We start from the raw sequence: 13,980 nt of genomic DNA, 5'->3' as shown, positions 1-13,980 counted from the left end.
ACAAGTTCACTTATTTACCTAATTTAAGTGCTACAGCACCCCAAGTCAATCCGCCACCAAAACCAACAAGTACAACAACATCGTCATCTTTCACGCGTCCTTCTCTAATCGCTTCTGACAGTGCAATCGGAATTGTTGAAGATGATGTGTTTCCATATTTCTTAACAGTTGTCGCCATGTTTTCCTCTGGTAATTCGAGCTTTTGACGAGCAGCTTCCATAATTCTAATGTTCGCTTGGTGAGGAATAAGGTAATCAACGTCGGCTTTTGTAAGACCTGCTTTGTCAATTACGTTAACAGCAGATTGTCCCATTTGTCTTACAGCAAACTTGAACACTTCTCTACCGTTCATTTCCATAAACCCTTGTGGTTCTTGATAAAGATGTTTTGAGCCTGATCCATCTGATCCAAGTTCGAAGGATAGAATTCCTCTTCCTTCAGTAACAGGTCCGATCACGGCAGCTCCTGCTCCATCACCGAATAGGACAGCTGTGTTACGGTCATCCCAGTTCGTGATTTTCGAGAGCTTTTCAACACCTACAACCAAAATATTTTTATATGTGTCATTATTAATGAATTGCGACGCAGTAATCATACCATACATAAACCCTGCACACGCAGCACTCACATCCATTGCAGCGGCCTTTGTTGCTCCTAGCTTATCTTGCAGTAAACAGCCTACGGATGGGAATGGAAAATCAGGTGTTACAGTAGCGACTAAGATAAGATCTAAGTCTTCTGCTTTTATATTTGCATCTTCTAGAGCTTTAATAGATGCTTCATAAGCCATGTCCGATGTATTCGTATTATCATCAGCAATTCTTCGCTCTTCAATACCTGTTCTTGTGCGAATCCATTCATCTGATGTGTCCACCATTTTTTCTAAGTCATGGTTCGTTAAAATACGTTCTGGAACATAATGGCCAATACCCATTAAACCTGCATTCATATTAATTGCTCCTTTGTAGGAAATTTTAAACTTTGATTACCACCAATCTTTAGTAGCTGGTACTAATTTTAATTGAAACGCAATGATTTGTCTACACTCCTGCTCGATGTATTCAACACCATTCATGAGTTATGACATAAAATAAACATAACGAATGAGTGAAGGAGGTCTATGGATGTATAATCCGTACCAACAGCCGTATCCCCCTCAATACTATACACAACAGCAAGCTCCCTACCAGTCATTCCAACAGCCTATGGCACCAGGATATCAACCACACTATCCCCAGCAACCTCCTGCCCCTCAACAGTATTCTGGGTATCATGGAGGCTCTGCCTATCCCAGTCAACCTGGTTACCATAATCAATTTGGGTATCAAGGACACCCTGGGTACCCTGGACATCCGGGATTCCCGGGCGCGCACCCTTACCCGGGATATCCTGGAGGGCCAGGAGGATTTATGAATAAGTATAAAAAGCCAAATGGAAATTATGATATGCCTAAGATGATCAATTCCGCTAACCAGATGATGAATACATTTAAACAAGTTAGTCCGATGGTAAAACAAATGGGATCTCTAATGAATTTATTCATTAAATAATGGAAAAGACGTGAATCCTCACGTCTTTTCACGTTATTTAGAGTACAACAACAGGCTACCCACAGTTACTAATAATAGGACACCGGAAATGACCATAAGTCCAAAACTTCCTATTAGAATTCCTACTAAAAGTCCGAATAACGGGATAAACCAGATCCAGTATGCTTTCTTGGTCATTGCTTTCTCTCCCTTATTCCTCGGCGTCCTGCTTTCCAAGCTCATAAGCATCTTCCATCGCTTTTAAGAATAGTTCGAGTAGCGGTTGCATGTTCTCAAGGTCTAACTCGATATCCTGCTCGCTAAGAGACTGTTTCGCCTCTGGAAAATACTTCATTGCAATTTGCATAAATCTCATATTTTGTTCCAATACATTCACCCCTATTATTCTTTCGCCACTTTAGGCTCGCTTCTATTATAACGACAAATAGGGTGTATTGAAATGCTCCCATTGTTCTCTTTGACCGGAAACCATCTTAAGTACCATCGCTGCCTGTCCTCTATGATACGCTTCGTGGTCGATTAGATGACTGATGACCCACTCAGGAGAGTATGCATGTACCTCACCGTTAATCTCAACTGGAGGACCCGGCTTCCGATAATCCACATCTGAAAGGTTATTATAGAACTTCCTGCACATCTCTCTTACTTCAGCGAGCCTAGCGAGGAACCAGGACAGGTCTTTTTCTTCAGGTGCCGTGATCACTTGCTCTTCTTTAAAGAAAAATCGCTTTTTCTCATCCTCACTAACTTGCTCTCCCATGAGCGCATTCTTTACCCACCATAGTTCGATCTGTGCGATATGAAGTAAGTAGCCAGCCACAGTTGGAAATTTGGAATAATGATAGTGAAGCTCTTGATCTTCTATTTTGCTAACCATGTAAAGTAGCTTTTCTCTTGTTTCTTTTAGAGCCTTCATCCCGTGTGAAGAATCATGAACATCGTAATTTCCTAGCGTCTTTTCCATCATAATGATCGTCCCTTCCTACTCATTCAAGTTGTTTTGGATAATAATCAGGATAAAGTTGTGTTAGTTTCTTCAAGTGATTACGCTGCTCTTCTAGACCTTTTTCAATAGGAGTAAGGTTTGTAAACGAGAGCTTATTGACACATTTCTTATTCGATACAGTACACTTCATACTTGAGTCTTTACGAATTTCTACTTTATCTCCTAGTAACCATTCGACTCCTTTTTGCCATTCTCCTTCTCTCCCGCTAGAGAGATTGAAGGTTTCAGAGCTTTCCTTTCGTTCCGCAACTCTTACTAATCCTTCACATACGTCTTTCACATAGAGTGCATCAAAATGAAACCTCTCTCCTTCTAACAAAAATTCCTTCGAAAGATCTCCAGTTTGCAATACGTGTTGGAAAACGTGATTATCGCGTTGCCATGGTCCATATACAAGTGGCAAACGAACCTTCTTTACGATTGTTTTGCTGTCACTGCAATCAAGTACAACCTCTTCAGCCGCTTTTAGTTTACCTAGGGGAGTAGAGGGGTTCAACGGAGTTCGTTCCGTTATTCTTCCAAATCGTCTTCCGAAAATTTCAAAAGATGAGGTGTATACTAGTCGTTTACCTGAACAAGCAGATAGTATTTTTTTGGTGATTAATGTCCCTTCTTCAACCAACCGAGCTGAGCGTTGTCCATCGATTTGAGGAGGTACACTCAAATGAAAAACGGCATCGCAATCGCTCACAAGCGATTCGATGGAAGTTTCACCGAGCAGCCTATCTACATACGTATAGTTTGCGTTTCTAGCAAAAAACAGTTCCTTCTCAGCGTACTCAACTTTCCGACTAGCATCTACTTTTCCATCTAAGGCAACCACTTCGATCCCTTCATCTAGAAGATACTCACTCAATTGAAACCCTATGAAACCAAGTGCACCTGTTACAAGGACTTTCCTCATATTGCTCCTCCTTCAAACTTGAATAATCACCCGAATGTGAGCGCAGGCTAAGAATACAACCATATTACGGAAGGGAAATTAGACATGGATCTCCATTACGGCAAGCCATTCTGGCCAACATTACATAACGATCGAACAGAATTCTCGAAGCTCACCACCTCTATATCATGTGATGTGTTAATCATTGGTGGTGGGTTGGCGGGTACGATGATGGCTCGCATGCTTTCAGACTATCAACTACAAACGGTCTTACTTGAAAAAGACGAGATTGGCTCCGGGAGTACTGCTGCTAATACAGGTCTACTGCAATTTTCTAACGACGAATTGCTTATCGACCTCATAGATAAGATCGGTGCTGAGAAAGCTGTATACTTTTATAAACTTTGTTTAAAAGCTCTAGACGAACTAGATAAATACCACTCTTATTTAAGGACACCTGCTGACTTTCAGCGAGTGGATAGCTTTTATTATGCAAGTTCTGAGCGTCATGCGAAGAAACTTAAGAATGAGTATGAAGCGCTTCGTAAATACGGCTTTTCTGCTGATTGGTTAGATCAACGCGCGATCGAGAGTCTTTATTCCTTCAGTGCTCCTTGTGGAATTTATACGAAAAATGAAGCTCAGGTAGACCCTTATCAATTCGCGAAGTCTCTTGCAATCGATTCACATGAACTTGGGACTGATATCTATGAACATACGGAAGTTCTCTCTCATAGCTTTACAGATGACGAGCTGCATTTCGAAACAGAATATGGAGAGATCACTGCAAAACATGTGATTTATGCAACCGGATATGCGACACAAGAATTTGCAAAAACAAAAGGCGCTCTACTTGAGCGCACTTATACAATTGCGACTGAACCTGTCGAAAACTTCGATGGTTGGCACAATCGTTCTTTAATATGGGAAACGAATCGGCCATATTACTATTTAAGAACCACACCTGATCAAAGGATCCTGATCGGAGGCCTCGATACTTCTTTATCTAAAGAACTTCCATCTTATAGTAATAAGTTGTTAGATAAGCTTCATTCTATGTTTCCTTCTATCCAAACATCTTCCGCTTATGAATGGAGCTCTGTCTTTGCTTCGAGTAAGGATGGGTTACCCTTCATCGGTCAGCACCCAAAATACAAAGGAGTCTACTTCTTGCTAGGGTATGGCGGCAATGGAACTGTCTATAATATGGTAGCAGCTGAAATGTTGAAGGATCTCATTCTTTACGGCTACCACCCTGCGATGGCAATCACATCACTGAAACGATAACGTTAAAGGTTGCTTTCTTCAGATTTGAAGAAACGTACGATCTTTTTGCCTAGTGATTGATAACTGTCACTTAACAATGTTAATTCTATCGGTGAACCTGCTTTTTCCTGTAGCTGTTCATATTCCCTGATCTTCTCAAGGGAATACGGACTGTTTATCGAATGATGCCACACCTTAACAGGACACCTCGCGATTTCTATTTCTTTCGATGCAAGTGTTTCTAATACGTTCTCACGGTCTATTCCATAAGCGAGTGCGATTTCTTTAATCAACCGCTTATAAAAGAGCTTATGCTTTTGTTCTCTTAGAATCAGGTCTTTCACATTTATACAAGGATTCAAGTAAGCAGCTGAACGAATTCGGCTGCTTTTATTATGTTGAAAAGAATTTGCAGCGAGAACCCCCATTCCTTCAGCTAGAATATGAATCTTATCATTTAGGATCTCCTGTTTATGAACAAGTTTATAGATCCGCTCTGCTAATCTGATTGACGCTTCAGAACCCCAGTGCCGTCCATATAAGTTACTCGTATAAACGGTATAACCTGCTTGAAGGAGTTCTCCAATAACACTCGCCCGTGTGTGGTTTTGTAACCAAAAGCTTGTTTCGGAATCCACAAAGTGTGAGACGTCTCCGAAAATGAACACGCCAAATCCGTTAGGCTTTTCAGGGACAAGAACGATCGTCCACTCCCCGTCTAATTGGTAGACTCGTTTACGAATACACATACTCTCCCCTCGCCCTTTTTCCATCTTTCTGTATACACTATGCAGGATAAGCTTAGAAGAAAGGGAGATGTGCCTATTTTATAGTCTTTTTATATGGAGTGAATCATTATTTTTCAAACGTAGCCCCCTTACCTCATCGTATGCCACCCCTATCCAATTCATGATATCGCTTATTTTTCATTCAAAACGGGTATCAGGAAAATGGTGGTGATCTTATGAAGAAATCAACAGTACTAGTATTTTTTGTAACATATGGATTGTTTAGCCTATCCGGCTTTCTTTTTCCGTATGACCCTGACTGGTACACAAGTCTGTCGAAACCTGAATGGACTCCAGCTGGTGCTGTAATCGGTGGTGTTTGGGCGATATTATTTGCACTTATCTCTCTTTCAGTTGCCCTAATTTACCAAACGTATGGATTTGGAAGGCATAACAGCGAATACCTTTCCCTTTTATCGATAAACTATTTGTTGAATCAAGCTTTTAGCTTCTTTCAATTTCAACAGCATCAATTGTTTGCATCTTTTCTAGACGCATTGCTCTTAGCGGTCACGACGTTCGCACTCATTTTCCTCTCAGGTGCTCAAAAGAAGCTTGCGGGTTGGCTACTCGTTCCTTATTTCTTGTGGACTAGCTTTGCAACGTATCTTTCATGGGTGATTTATGTCATGAATCGTTAAAATTGATAGGTGTCGAAAACCCGTGATTATGGTATGATGTTCGGTAGAATACGTTTACAAATGGGGTGAAATACTGTGCGTTATATTTGGGCAATTATCTGGGGATTCCTGCTTAGCAATATGATCTTCTATGTACTTGCATCCATGCAGGGTGGCTCTTTCAATTTTCCGGCTGCAATTATTTTTGGGGTTATCATCTCAGCAGCTGCAATCGTCTTAGGTGATGGTGTCATCACGGATTCAGCCGAGCAATAGGAACAAGCGCCTGTCTGGCGCTTGTTTTTTTAGTGGTTTGGTTTTGGCTCCCGAGCCCACTTTCGATTCTGATTGGAGCATTGAGGAAAAGCCTCACCAGCTTTGAGCTCAACCTGCTGAGGATTTTTCACCATCGTGCCGGTCTCACCAATTTCAATATAGATACCATTGTTCGGAGCTTTTTGCCCTGGTGTATATTGACGATTTTCTCCGCCCATCTGACAGCCTCCTTCCTCTTATGAACACGCCCCCTTTAACAGCATTCAACACCGAATAGTATTTTATGTAGAAAACAGGGTCTTTACAAAACTGGAAACCCTGGTGTTTAATGGATACATGTGTCAAATACATAGTGAGCGTTTATTGGAGGAAAGAAATCATGGAATTGTGGGTACTTATTAAGTACGCATTACTTGGACTGCTTCAAGGGTTTACAGAACCGATCCCTATTTCATCAAGCGGTCACTTAGTTATTGCTAAAGAATATTTCAGCCTAGAAACAAAGGGTTTGAGCTTTGAAGTTCTCATGAACTTCGCTTCTCTTATCGCTGTATTAATTATTTACAGACGTGATTTACTGCGTTTAACAACGAATGGACTAAGTTACATCACGACAAAGAACAAAAGTGCCAAAGATGACTTCATGTTCATCGTATACTTAGTGATCGGTACCATCCCTGCAGCTGTGCTTGGCATCTTATTCGGAGATTTAATCGGCGAAAACCTTAGCCACTACAAGACAGTTGGGATTACACTGATTATCACAGGAATTGCGCTGTGGTTAATTCGTAATCTCCGTGGAGGAAAAAGCGACCAGGATCTTAACTTAAAGGATGCACTTATTGTAGGTTTTGCACAAGCGATCGCATTGATTCCTGGAATTAGCCGCTCAGGAGCTACGATCGTCGCTGCTATGGGCGTTGGAATGAAACAAGAGACTGCGCTTCGATTCTCCTTTTTACTGTTCATCCCCGTAAGTGTCGGTACGATGGTATTCGGGTTCGGAGACATTCTAGCCGATCAGCGCTTACGTTTAGATGATCTACTTATTCCTTATATCGTAGCGTTCTTGCTTTCATTGATTGCTTCTTACTTTTCACTGAAGTGGTTCATGAATATCATGGCAAAAGGAAACCTAATTTATTTTGCAATTTATTGCTTTATTGCAGGCGCACTTGTTCTTATTTTCTAAAATAGCTAAAAAAACACCCGTGTTGGGTGTTTTTAATTTGTAGAGAAAACTGATTAATGTGTTCCTTATGCCGTAGGAGTTTGAATACCACTACCCTCTTACTAGGTTATCCATCAAAGTAAACTTTTCCACTGAATATGATTAATTCGTCCTTTACTTTACTTCTCTAGAAGGAATTTAATTTGCTTTTTTCTTGTTTTCAAAACCACATATCCATATTGATTGGAGCGGAAGGATGCTCGACTCCTGCGGGATGTGCGGGACAGGTGAGACCCCGGAGGCGCAACGTTCTTGTGCGCTGAGAAGGCTCACCGCCCGCCCCGCGGAAAGCGAGCATCCTGGAGCGGAAATCCCCTCTATAACCGTGCAGATGGTCCTTAAGACTTTCTCGACAAACTGAAAACACCCGCGTTGGGTGTTTCTTCTTTATCCTCCACTCACTGGTGGAATGAAAGCGATAACGTCATTTGCTTTTACAGTGCGGTTCTCTTCCTCTTCATATTCCTCATTGATTGCAGTCATCGTTTGATGAAGCTTGAGAGAAGGATATTCCCTAAGTAAATATTCTTTCACATGTTGAACCGTCATCCCTTCACCTTCAAACTCCAGTTCATCTTTCCCAACTTTCTCTCGTTGATCAGCGAAAAATAAAATCTTCACCATTATGAATCCTCCTTTGGTCGACCTGTTGGATAGGATGTTTGTTCGAGCTGATCGCCAATCCACTCTTCTCCATCCACCCAGTATTCCTTTTTCCAAATCGGTACGATTTCTTTAATACGTTCGATTGCGTATCGACTTGCTTCGTAACTCTCTGCCCTATGTGGTGAAGCGACAGCGATGACTACAGCAATATCGCTTATCGCTAGCTTTCCTGTTCGATGGACGATAGAGGTTTTTACACCATTCCAACGTTTACTGATTTCAGTACCAATACGCTGAAGCTGCTTTTCAGCCATTGATGGATATGCTTCATATTGTAAAGAAACCGTCTGTTTATGCCCTGTAAATTCACGAACGGTTCCAATAAACGTATTCACCGCACCAGCTTCAGGATGAACGACGCTCAAAACTACTTCATTTACGTCGATTTCTTCAGTTGTGATTTTATAGTACTCCATTTGTAAGGTCCTCCAATAAATGATCGATGCAGTCATCGATGTTTGCTTCGGTATAACTTTGTTCAATGTCTGGAAGGTTTGATGCTTGTGTAATGACGGCTTTGATCATCGTACTATCTAAAAGCTTTTCATCTTGATGATCTCTTACCATGATGACACGTGGATAATGATAATTCTTAAATCCCTCTATCAAAATGACATCAAGATCAAACGAGGAATATAGGTTTATGAGTTGTGGTAACTCCCAATCTTGTTCACTCGTAGCATGAATGGAAAGAAGGCCATCACCACTTACACCTGTGACGATTGCACCTGCTTTACGATGCCTTCCTGTATCCTTCTCATCATCATACACATCTGGTTTTCCATGGCCATGATGCTTAATCACACCTACCTTGACTCCAGCTTCAGAAGCACGGCTAATCAACCGTTCGATGAAAAGGGTCTTTCCGCTGTTTTGGTAACCAATAACTTGTAAGATCGCTGGCATCATGGATGACTCGATCCTTCTTCCCTTAAGTGGAGGATATCCACTACGTCTCCTGCTTTAAAACCTCTCGTTCCCCCTGGAAGAACAGTTAGTGCATTCGCTTCAACTAACGAAGTTACGCTTCCCGATTTGTCTAATCCTGTGGGACTTACATGAATACGGCCTTCAACTTCTTCTGTTTTACTCCGTACAAACCTTGTATAAGGATTTGGTTTTGGAAAGTCTTTTTGAAGAAGTGCTTTACTTTTCAATCGATAAGGTGTTTTTGAATAAAGAGCGCGCTTTAGAATAGGTCTTACGAATAGCTCAAATCCAACGAAACAGGCAGAAGGATTTCCTGATAATCCGAATAAGATCTTCCCATTCCATTCAGCAACGGTCGTCACACTACCTGGCCTCATACCTACTTTGTTAAATAACACAGTTGCTCCTAACTTTTCATAGATCCTAGGCATGTAATCATAGTCTCCAACAGACACTCCCCCCGTAGTAATAAGGATGTCAACGTGGTCAAGCGCATGTTTCACTGATGAGAAACACTTCTCAAAATCATCTTCAAGAACTCCATAATACTTTGGCTTTGCTCCTGCAGCTTTGATTTGTCCTTCGATCATTGGAGAGTTACTATTACGAATCTTTCCTGGTTCTAAATCGTCACTAGGGTCTAGAAGTTCAGTACCTGTCGCAAAAAGTCCCACTTCAGGTTTCTTAACAACTGGAACCTCTCCATATCCAAACGTTGCTAAGAGGGCTTTTACGCCTGGTGTTACCAATGCGCCACGCTCGACGAGCACCTTCCCTCTTGGAGCATCTTCACCTTGCTTTGAGATATTTTCTCCCTCTTTAACCTTGCGCTTTATGTAAATATAAGATGTGTTATCGCTGACTTCTTCACGAACAAGTTCAAACATAATGACTGCCGTTGCGCCATTCGGGATTGGAGCTCCTGTCATGATTCGAATCGCCTCGCCACGGTGGAGGGTTTTCTTTGCCACAGTTCCTGCACCGATTTCTTCAATAACTTTGAATCGTACTGGATTTTCTTGATTTGCTTCACCTGTGTCTTCAGCCCGAATTGCGAAACCATCGTATGGTGAGCGATCAAATGGTGGAACGTCATGATCAGACTTCAAATCGACTCCAAGATATCTGCCGTCGCTTTCTCTGAGTGTTACTATTTCGGTTTCACTCTCGAAAGATAATTGCATTACTTTGTCTATTGCATCTTGTACCGGTAGTGGTTTTCTTCTCTCAACCATCCTCATCTCCACCCCTTCTTCTTTAACTGTTTTCATTGTAACAAAGAACTCACTGCATCATGAGAATAAACGTCGAATGATTGTTCACTGCTCTGAATAGATTGTTAGTGATGCAACTTATATGTGAATGGAAAGGAGTGATGAATATGCCTATGAACCACTATATGGTTAAGCCCGGCGATACGTTGTTATCAATTGCAGATTATTACAATCGTTCTGTAAGTGACATCAAAGAAAATAATGCATTGCCTTCGAATATCATTTATGTCGGACAGATGCTTCGGATCCCCTCTGACGCCACACCTTATCACGTGCAAAGAGGAGATACGCTCTTAACGATCGCTGAGAGATTTAAGATTCCCGTTGATGAGATCAAAGAAGAAAATCAGCTGAGAACGAATATTATTTATGTTGGTCAGCAGCTCAATATCCCCGATGGATCTAATCGTTCTTATGGTGTAGAGTATACGGTAAAAGCAGGCGATAGTCTTTATCAAATAGCAAACGAATACGGCACAACGGTAAAAAGCCTCCTCACACTTAACGAACTTGAAGCTGATTCATTAACAATCGGTCAGAAGCTAAAAATCCCCACTTATACGGAAGTCGTCACGCGAACCGATCGTGCAAATATAAGAACGGGACCTGGGAAAGGGTATAACGTCATTACTCAGATGCGAGCCGGTGCAAGACTTGCAGTCAAAGGCATACGTGACACCTGGTACAAAGTAGAGCTTTATGATGGAACTGAAGGTTGGGTTTCTGATAGTATCGTGGAATTTAAAGTATATGGAGATGAGAAACCTGTATCTCGAATCATTGGGTATTATACGCTTGAAGAAGGTCCACAGCTTCCTTCTTCTTATCAATCTTTTGTTCAACACCGCCCTTCTTTATCTCAACTTGCGCTGTTTTTATTTCGGATTAGCCAGGCCAACCCAACTAAGATCGAAAAGTTTGGGAAATTTACTGATAAAGAAATCGCGAAACTCGTCCAGCTCGCACATGAGCAAAACATCAAAATCATGCCTGTTGTGCACAACCTTTTATATAAAAAGGGAGATACTGAACCGAGTAAGAAAGTTGTTCAAACCCTTGTATCAAGCGAAGAAAACAGAAGAGCTTTTGCTTTAAACCTTGTAAAACTCGTCGAAAAGTATAATTTTGATGGTGTCGATATCGATATTGAGGATGTGTATATAGAAGATTCAGAAAAACTATCGCTTTTATATAAGACGATCGGTGAAGAAATGCGTAAAAAGGGCTACTTTTTCTCGGCAAGTGTTCCTTCACGCGCATCTGATGAACCAGTTAACCCTTTCTCTGATCCATTTGATTATGCTGCGATTGGTAGCTCTGTTGATCAATTCATCGTTATGCTCTATAACGAGTTCGGTTGGCCAGGAAGTCCTGCTGGACCAGCGGTAACTGCAGGATGGATGGATAAGGTGATGAAATATGCCAAAACGAGGATTCCTAAAGAGAAACTCGTCGCAGCCGTTTCTGTTTTTGGATTTGACTTTAATTTAGATAAAGATAAAAGCACGTATGTCACATACGATATGGCAATGAAATTAAAGAAGAAATACAAAGCTGAAGTTAAATTTGATGAGGAACGAAAGACACCTTACTTCGCTTATACCGACGAGGAAGGCAGCAAACACGAGGTATGGTTTGAAAACGAAGAAAGCATAAGGGCAAAAATCAACCTTGCGGATCAACTCGGAATACAGGGTGTCGCACTATGGAGGCTTGGTATGGAAGACCCTGCGATGTGGAAGATGGTTTCTGAAGAGGTTGTTGTTGAAAGAACAGAGTAAAAAAAGGAAGAGGTTCGCCCTCTTCCTTTTTTGGTGTAATTATGAGATACCTAGTGCAATCTTTGCATAACGAGACATCTTGTCTTTTGTCCAAGGTGGATTCCATACGATATCAACCTCAGCGTCATTTACTTCTTCAACGTCTGATAGACAACGCTTCACATCATTAACGATCGTTCCTGCAAGTGGGCATCCCATTGCAGTTAGCGTCATCTTAACTTCCGCTTTACCAGTTTCATCTAGGTCTACTTCATAGACAAGCCCTAAATTTACAATATCGATACCTAACTCAGGATCGATTACGTTCTCAAGAGCTTCCATCAATTTATCTTTCGTTGCTTGATCTGCAGCCATGTTATTTCTCCTTTCATTCGTCTTCCACTTACTATTATAACAAACTGAGTTTTAACTTAAACCGAAAAGCACTGATTCCTACAAATGAGTCTTAAACCATTCCACGAGTTCAAGTACTGCTTCGCGTGAAACTTTGTGACCAGACGTCTCGTCTTTCACAAACCTTAAGTTCTCTTCGTTCCCTTCATAGTGGGATTTGATTTGATGGTAGAAATCATAAGTAAGTGTATAAGGAACAACTTTGTCGACTGTACTATGCCACATCAGTAGTGGACGGCCGTTCAACGCTTCTTCTTTTAGTGATAGGTCATATTCCTGTAACCCCTCTATTTGCCTTTTCATTTCTTCTTCTGAAATAGGAAGACTGAACCCTTCTTCTTTCAAGTAATGAATTTGAGCATTAGCAAGCTTGAAGTAGGATGGTGAACCCATTAAGGATACAGCCGCTTTAATCCAAGGATATTGAGTTAAGGATCCAAATGTAAGAATTCCACCCATCGACGTCCCAGACATACCGATTCGATCTTCTTGTACAAGATTACGACTGATTAGATGCTGTCTTATATAATCAAGTTCATTCAAGCTTTGAATAACGATATCCCAAAACACATATTGTCGCTTTTCCTCAGAAAGGTTCTTCTCACGCTCACCATGATGGACGGCATCCGGTAATACAACACGGAATCCTTCTTCAGCAAGTAGGTACGCGATATGAAGATTATGCTCTTTTGCACTAGTAAAACCATGCTGAAACATAACTAACGGTAACTTCTCTTCAGCAAGGTTCCCCTCGACTACATGTAAAACTGGAATATTTTCCATTAACTCATTTTCAATCGTGATCATGTACATAGCCCCTTTTACATTCATCTACTCTAATCGTACCATTCAAGGAAAGCATTAGTAAATTTAGATCACCTCAAACTATTAAAAAACATGCAGGCGAGTTAAAGCCTGCATGTTCATTCTTACTTATTGACTTGAGTTTCGTTGCTCTTTTCAACCGATTTCATATTTTCTAGCTTGTTATAGTACTGAGTTGGGAACTGAGATCCTTCGTAAACCATCTTGCTATCTCCACTATCGTCTGATTTATCAGGAGGTGTTGGATTTCCTGCCTTTTCTAGAGGTAGGCCATCACTAAATTTCTTTGAGACTTGATGGCGAATGTCGTTCGCTTTCGTTTTCAACTTCTCTCTCTTCTCTGGATCTTTCAATAAATAAGAAGAAATGCCGATTGTGCTAGCAGCTGCAATGCTTGAAATGAGTAACGTTTGTTTTTTCGTCATAATCGACTGCACCTCCAATAGAATGTTAATAATGGTTTACCCTAGTTATTCTATTCTCAAACGGAC

At 41.1% G+C, this 13,980-nt stretch carries 20 protein-coding genes; 6 read left to right on the top strand and 14 right to left on the bottom strand.

The window, feature by feature from the left end; all coding sequences use genetic code 11:
* Window positions 1-10: 10 nt before the first annotated feature.
* Window positions 11-949, bottom strand: a complete 939-nt coding sequence (locus tag LCM09_RS10905; RefSeq protein WP_224881509.1) for a beta-ketoacyl-ACP synthase III — start codon at window positions 947-949, stop codon at window positions 11-13.
* A 175-nt stretch (window positions 950-1,124) separates the two neighbouring features.
* Here LCM09_RS10905 and LCM09_RS10900 point away from each other — a divergent pair, with 175 nt between their 5' ends.
* The gene (locus LCM09_RS10900) at window positions 1,125-1,550 is read left to right on the top strand and encodes a YppG family protein (protein WP_224881507.1); all 426 of its coding nucleotides are present in this window, start codon (window positions 1,125-1,127) and stop codon (window positions 1,548-1,550) included.
* Between the two features lie 33 nt (window positions 1,551-1,583).
* Here LCM09_RS10900 and LCM09_RS10895 read toward each other — a convergent pair whose 3' ends face one another.
* Genes LCM09_RS10895 through LCM09_RS10880 form a run of 4 tightly spaced genes read right to left on the bottom strand, consistent with a single transcriptional unit; the run spans window position 1,584 to window position 3,460 of the window.
* Window positions 1,584-1,727, bottom strand: coding sequence for a hypothetical protein (locus LCM09_RS10895; protein ID WP_224881505.1), 144 nt, complete (start codon window positions 1,725-1,727; stop codon window positions 1,584-1,586).
* Between the two features lie 13 nt (window positions 1,728-1,740).
* Window positions 1,741-1,905, bottom strand: coding sequence for a ComZ family protein (locus LCM09_RS10890; protein ID WP_224881503.1), 165 nt, complete (start codon window positions 1,903-1,905; stop codon window positions 1,741-1,743).
* Window positions 1,906-1,962: 57 nt separating this feature from the next.
* The gene (locus LCM09_RS10885; RefSeq protein ID WP_224881501.1) at window positions 1,963-2,517 is read right to left on the bottom strand and encodes a DinB family protein; all 555 of its coding nucleotides are present in this window, start codon (window positions 2,515-2,517) and stop codon (window positions 1,963-1,965) included.
* A 19-nt stretch (window positions 2,518-2,536) separates the two neighbouring features.
* Window positions 2,537-3,460 (bottom strand): NAD-dependent epimerase/dehydratase family protein, encoded by a 924-nt coding sequence (locus tag LCM09_RS10880; RefSeq protein ID WP_224881499.1) that lies wholly within the window; start codon window positions 3,458-3,460, stop codon window positions 2,537-2,539.
* Between the two features lie 84 nt (window positions 3,461-3,544).
* Between LCM09_RS10880 and LCM09_RS10875 the strand changes: the two genes are divergently transcribed.
* Window positions 3,545-4,726 carry an NAD(P)/FAD-dependent oxidoreductase gene (locus tag LCM09_RS10875; protein ID WP_224881497.1) on the top strand — a complete coding sequence of 394 codons (1,182 nt, stop codon included), beginning with the start codon at window positions 3,545-3,547 and terminating at the stop codon, window positions 4,724-4,726.
* Between the two features lie 2 nt (window positions 4,727-4,728).
* On the opposite strand, the gene LCM09_RS10870 is transcribed toward LCM09_RS10875, so the two are convergent.
* Window positions 4,729-5,478: a hypothetical protein gene (locus LCM09_RS10870; RefSeq protein WP_224881495.1), complete on the bottom strand. Its 750-nt coding sequence runs from the start codon at window positions 5,476-5,478 to the stop codon at window positions 4,729-4,731.
* A 191-nt stretch (window positions 5,479-5,669) separates the two neighbouring features.
* On the opposite strand from LCM09_RS10870, the gene LCM09_RS10865 reads away from it, so the two are divergent.
* Together LCM09_RS10865 and LCM09_RS10860 are read left to right on the top strand one after the other, a co-directional pair.
* Window positions 5,670-6,134: a TspO/MBR family protein gene (locus tag LCM09_RS10865; RefSeq protein ID WP_224881493.1), complete on the top strand. Its 465-nt coding sequence runs from the start codon at window positions 5,670-5,672 to the stop codon at window positions 6,132-6,134.
* A gap of 75 nt (window positions 6,135-6,209) precedes the next feature.
* Complete coding sequence (locus LCM09_RS10860) at window positions 6,210-6,389, top strand: YjzD family protein (RefSeq protein WP_224881492.1); 180 nt, start codon at window positions 6,210-6,212, stop codon at window positions 6,387-6,389.
* 29 nt (window positions 6,390-6,418) lie between these two features.
* Here the strand turns inward: LCM09_RS10860 and LCM09_RS10855 are convergent, their stop codons facing one another.
* Window positions 6,419-6,607, bottom strand: a complete 189-nt coding sequence (locus tag LCM09_RS10855; RefSeq protein WP_224881490.1) for a YjzC family protein — start codon at window positions 6,605-6,607, stop codon at window positions 6,419-6,421.
* A 161-nt stretch (window positions 6,608-6,768) separates the two neighbouring features.
* Here LCM09_RS10855 and LCM09_RS10850 point away from each other — a divergent pair, with 161 nt between their 5' ends.
* Entirely contained in the window at window positions 6,769-7,581 is an 813-nt protein-coding gene (locus LCM09_RS10850; RefSeq protein ID WP_224881488.1) for an undecaprenyl-diphosphate phosphatase, read from the top strand.
* Between the two features lie 426 nt (window positions 7,582-8,007).
* On the opposite strand, the gene moaD is transcribed toward LCM09_RS10850, so the two are convergent.
* Genes moaD through LCM09_RS10830 form a run of 4 tightly spaced genes read right to left on the bottom strand, consistent with a single transcriptional unit; the run spans window position 8,008 to window position 10,451 of the window.
* Window positions 8,008-8,244 carry a molybdopterin converting factor subunit 1 gene (gene moaD / locus LCM09_RS10845; protein ID WP_224881486.1) on the bottom strand — a complete coding sequence of 79 codons (237 nt, stop codon included), beginning with the start codon at window positions 8,242-8,244 and terminating at the stop codon, window positions 8,008-8,010.
* Complete coding sequence (locus LCM09_RS10840; RefSeq protein ID WP_224881484.1) at window positions 8,244-8,702, bottom strand: molybdenum cofactor biosynthesis protein MoaE; 459 nt, start codon at window positions 8,700-8,702, stop codon at window positions 8,244-8,246. The genes moaD and LCM09_RS10840 overlap by 1 nt, the downstream gene beginning before the upstream one ends.
* Entirely contained in the window at window positions 8,689-9,195 is a 507-nt protein-coding gene (gene mobB / locus LCM09_RS10835) for a molybdopterin-guanine dinucleotide biosynthesis protein B (RefSeq protein ID WP_224881482.1), read from the bottom strand. The genes LCM09_RS10840 and mobB overlap by 14 nt, the downstream gene beginning before the upstream one ends.
* On the bottom strand, window positions 9,192-10,451 hold the full coding sequence (locus LCM09_RS10830) for a molybdopterin molybdotransferase MoeA (RefSeq protein WP_224882942.1): 1,260 nt from the start codon (window positions 10,449-10,451) through the stop codon (window positions 9,192-9,194). Before LCM09_RS10830 ends, mobB begins: the two co-directional genes overlap by 4 nt.
* 146 nt (window positions 10,452-10,597) lie before the next feature.
* On the opposite strand from LCM09_RS10830, the gene LCM09_RS10825 reads away from it, so the two are divergent.
* The gene (locus LCM09_RS10825; RefSeq protein ID WP_224881480.1) at window positions 10,598-12,271 is read left to right on the top strand and encodes a LysM peptidoglycan-binding domain-containing protein; all 1,674 of its coding nucleotides are present in this window, start codon (window positions 10,598-10,600) and stop codon (window positions 12,269-12,271) included.
* 39 nt (window positions 12,272-12,310) lie between these two features.
* Here the strand turns inward: LCM09_RS10825 and LCM09_RS10820 are convergent, their stop codons facing one another.
* The 3 genes from LCM09_RS10820 to LCM09_RS10810 all read right to left on the bottom strand — a co-directional run bounded on the left by LCM09_RS10820 (window position 12,311) and on the right by LCM09_RS10810 (window position 13,914).
* On the bottom strand, window positions 12,311-12,625 hold the full coding sequence (locus LCM09_RS10820) for a metal-sulfur cluster assembly factor (RefSeq protein WP_224881479.1): 315 nt from the start codon (window positions 12,623-12,625) through the stop codon (window positions 12,311-12,313).
* 78 nt (window positions 12,626-12,703) lie between these two features.
* Window positions 12,704-13,471 carry an alpha/beta fold hydrolase gene (locus tag LCM09_RS10815; RefSeq protein WP_224881477.1) on the bottom strand — a complete coding sequence of 256 codons (768 nt, stop codon included), beginning with the start codon at window positions 13,469-13,471 and terminating at the stop codon, window positions 12,704-12,706.
* A 122-nt stretch (window positions 13,472-13,593) separates the two neighbouring features.
* Window positions 13,594-13,914, bottom strand: coding sequence for a hypothetical protein (locus tag LCM09_RS10810; RefSeq protein ID WP_224881475.1), 321 nt, complete (start codon window positions 13,912-13,914; stop codon window positions 13,594-13,596).
* Window positions 13,915-13,980: the final 66 nt, after the last annotated feature.

The organism is Guptibacillus algicola, from assembly GCF_020171805.1.
In the GTDB taxonomy this organism is placed as follows: Bacteria; Bacillota; Bacilli; order Bacillales; family Guptibacillaceae; genus Guptibacillus; species Guptibacillus algicola.
Note: the sequence above shows the minus strand (reverse complement) of the source record. Positions and strands in the feature narration are given on the sequence as shown.

Bases quoted from the DNA above. Each gene is read 5' to 3' on its own strand.
- mobB (WP_224881482.1), bottom strand. From the start codon at position 9,195: ATGATGCCAGCGATCTTACAAGTTATTGGTTACCAAAACAGCGGAAAG.
- LCM09_RS10885 (WP_224881501.1), bottom strand. From the start codon at position 2,517: ATGATGGAAAAGACGCTAGGAAATTACGATGTTCATGATTCTTCACAC.
- LCM09_RS10830 (WP_224882942.1), bottom strand. From the start codon at position 10,451: ATGGTTGAGAGAAGAAAACCACTACCGGTACAAGATGCAATAGACAAA.
- LCM09_RS10900 (WP_224881507.1), top strand. From the start codon at position 1,125: ATGTATAATCCGTACCAACAGCCGTATCCCCCTCAATACTATACACAA.
- LCM09_RS10895 (WP_224881505.1), bottom strand. From the start codon at position 1,727: ATGACCAAGAAAGCATACTGGATCTGGTTTATCCCGTTATTCGGACTT.
- LCM09_RS10890 (WP_224881503.1), bottom strand. From the start codon at position 1,905: ATGAGATTTATGCAAATTGCAATGAAGTATTTTCCAGAGGCGAAACAG.
- moaD (WP_224881486.1), bottom strand. From the start codon at position 8,244: ATGGTGAAGATTTTATTTTTCGCTGATCAACGAGAGAAAGTTGGGAAA.
- LCM09_RS10865 (WP_224881493.1), top strand. From the start codon at position 5,670: ATGAAGAAATCAACAGTACTAGTATTTTTTGTAACATATGGATTGTTT.
- LCM09_RS10810 (WP_224881475.1), bottom strand. From the start codon at position 13,914: ATGACGAAAAAACAAACGTTACTCATTTCAAGCATTGCAGCTGCTAGC.
- LCM09_RS10815 (WP_224881477.1), bottom strand. From the start codon at position 13,471: ATGATCACGATTGAAAATGAGTTAATGGAAAATATTCCAGTTTTACAT.
- LCM09_RS10820 (WP_224881479.1), bottom strand. From the start codon at position 12,625: ATGGCTGCAGATCAAGCAACGAAAGATAAATTGATGGAAGCTCTTGAG.
- LCM09_RS10905 (WP_224881509.1), bottom strand. From the start codon at position 949: ATGAATGCAGGTTTAATGGGTATTGGCCATTATGTTCCAGAACGTATT.
- LCM09_RS10840 (WP_224881484.1), bottom strand. From the start codon at position 8,702: ATGGAGTACTATAAAATCACAACTGAAGAAATCGACGTAAATGAAGTA.
- LCM09_RS10870 (WP_224881495.1), bottom strand. From the start codon at position 5,478: ATGGAAAAAGGGCGAGGGGAGAGTATGTGTATTCGTAAACGAGTCTAC.
- LCM09_RS10880 (WP_224881499.1), bottom strand. From the start codon at position 3,460: ATGAGGAAAGTCCTTGTAACAGGTGCACTTGGTTTCATAGGGTTTCAA.
- LCM09_RS10855 (WP_224881490.1), bottom strand. From the start codon at position 6,607: ATGGGCGGAGAAAATCGTCAATATACACCAGGGCAAAAAGCTCCGAAC.
- LCM09_RS10850 (WP_224881488.1), top strand. From the start codon at position 6,769: ATGGAATTGTGGGTACTTATTAAGTACGCATTACTTGGACTGCTTCAA.
- LCM09_RS10825 (WP_224881480.1), top strand. From the start codon at position 10,598: ATGCCTATGAACCACTATATGGTTAAGCCCGGCGATACGTTGTTATCA.
- LCM09_RS10875 (WP_224881497.1), top strand. From the start codon at position 3,545: ATGGATCTCCATTACGGCAAGCCATTCTGGCCAACATTACATAACGAT.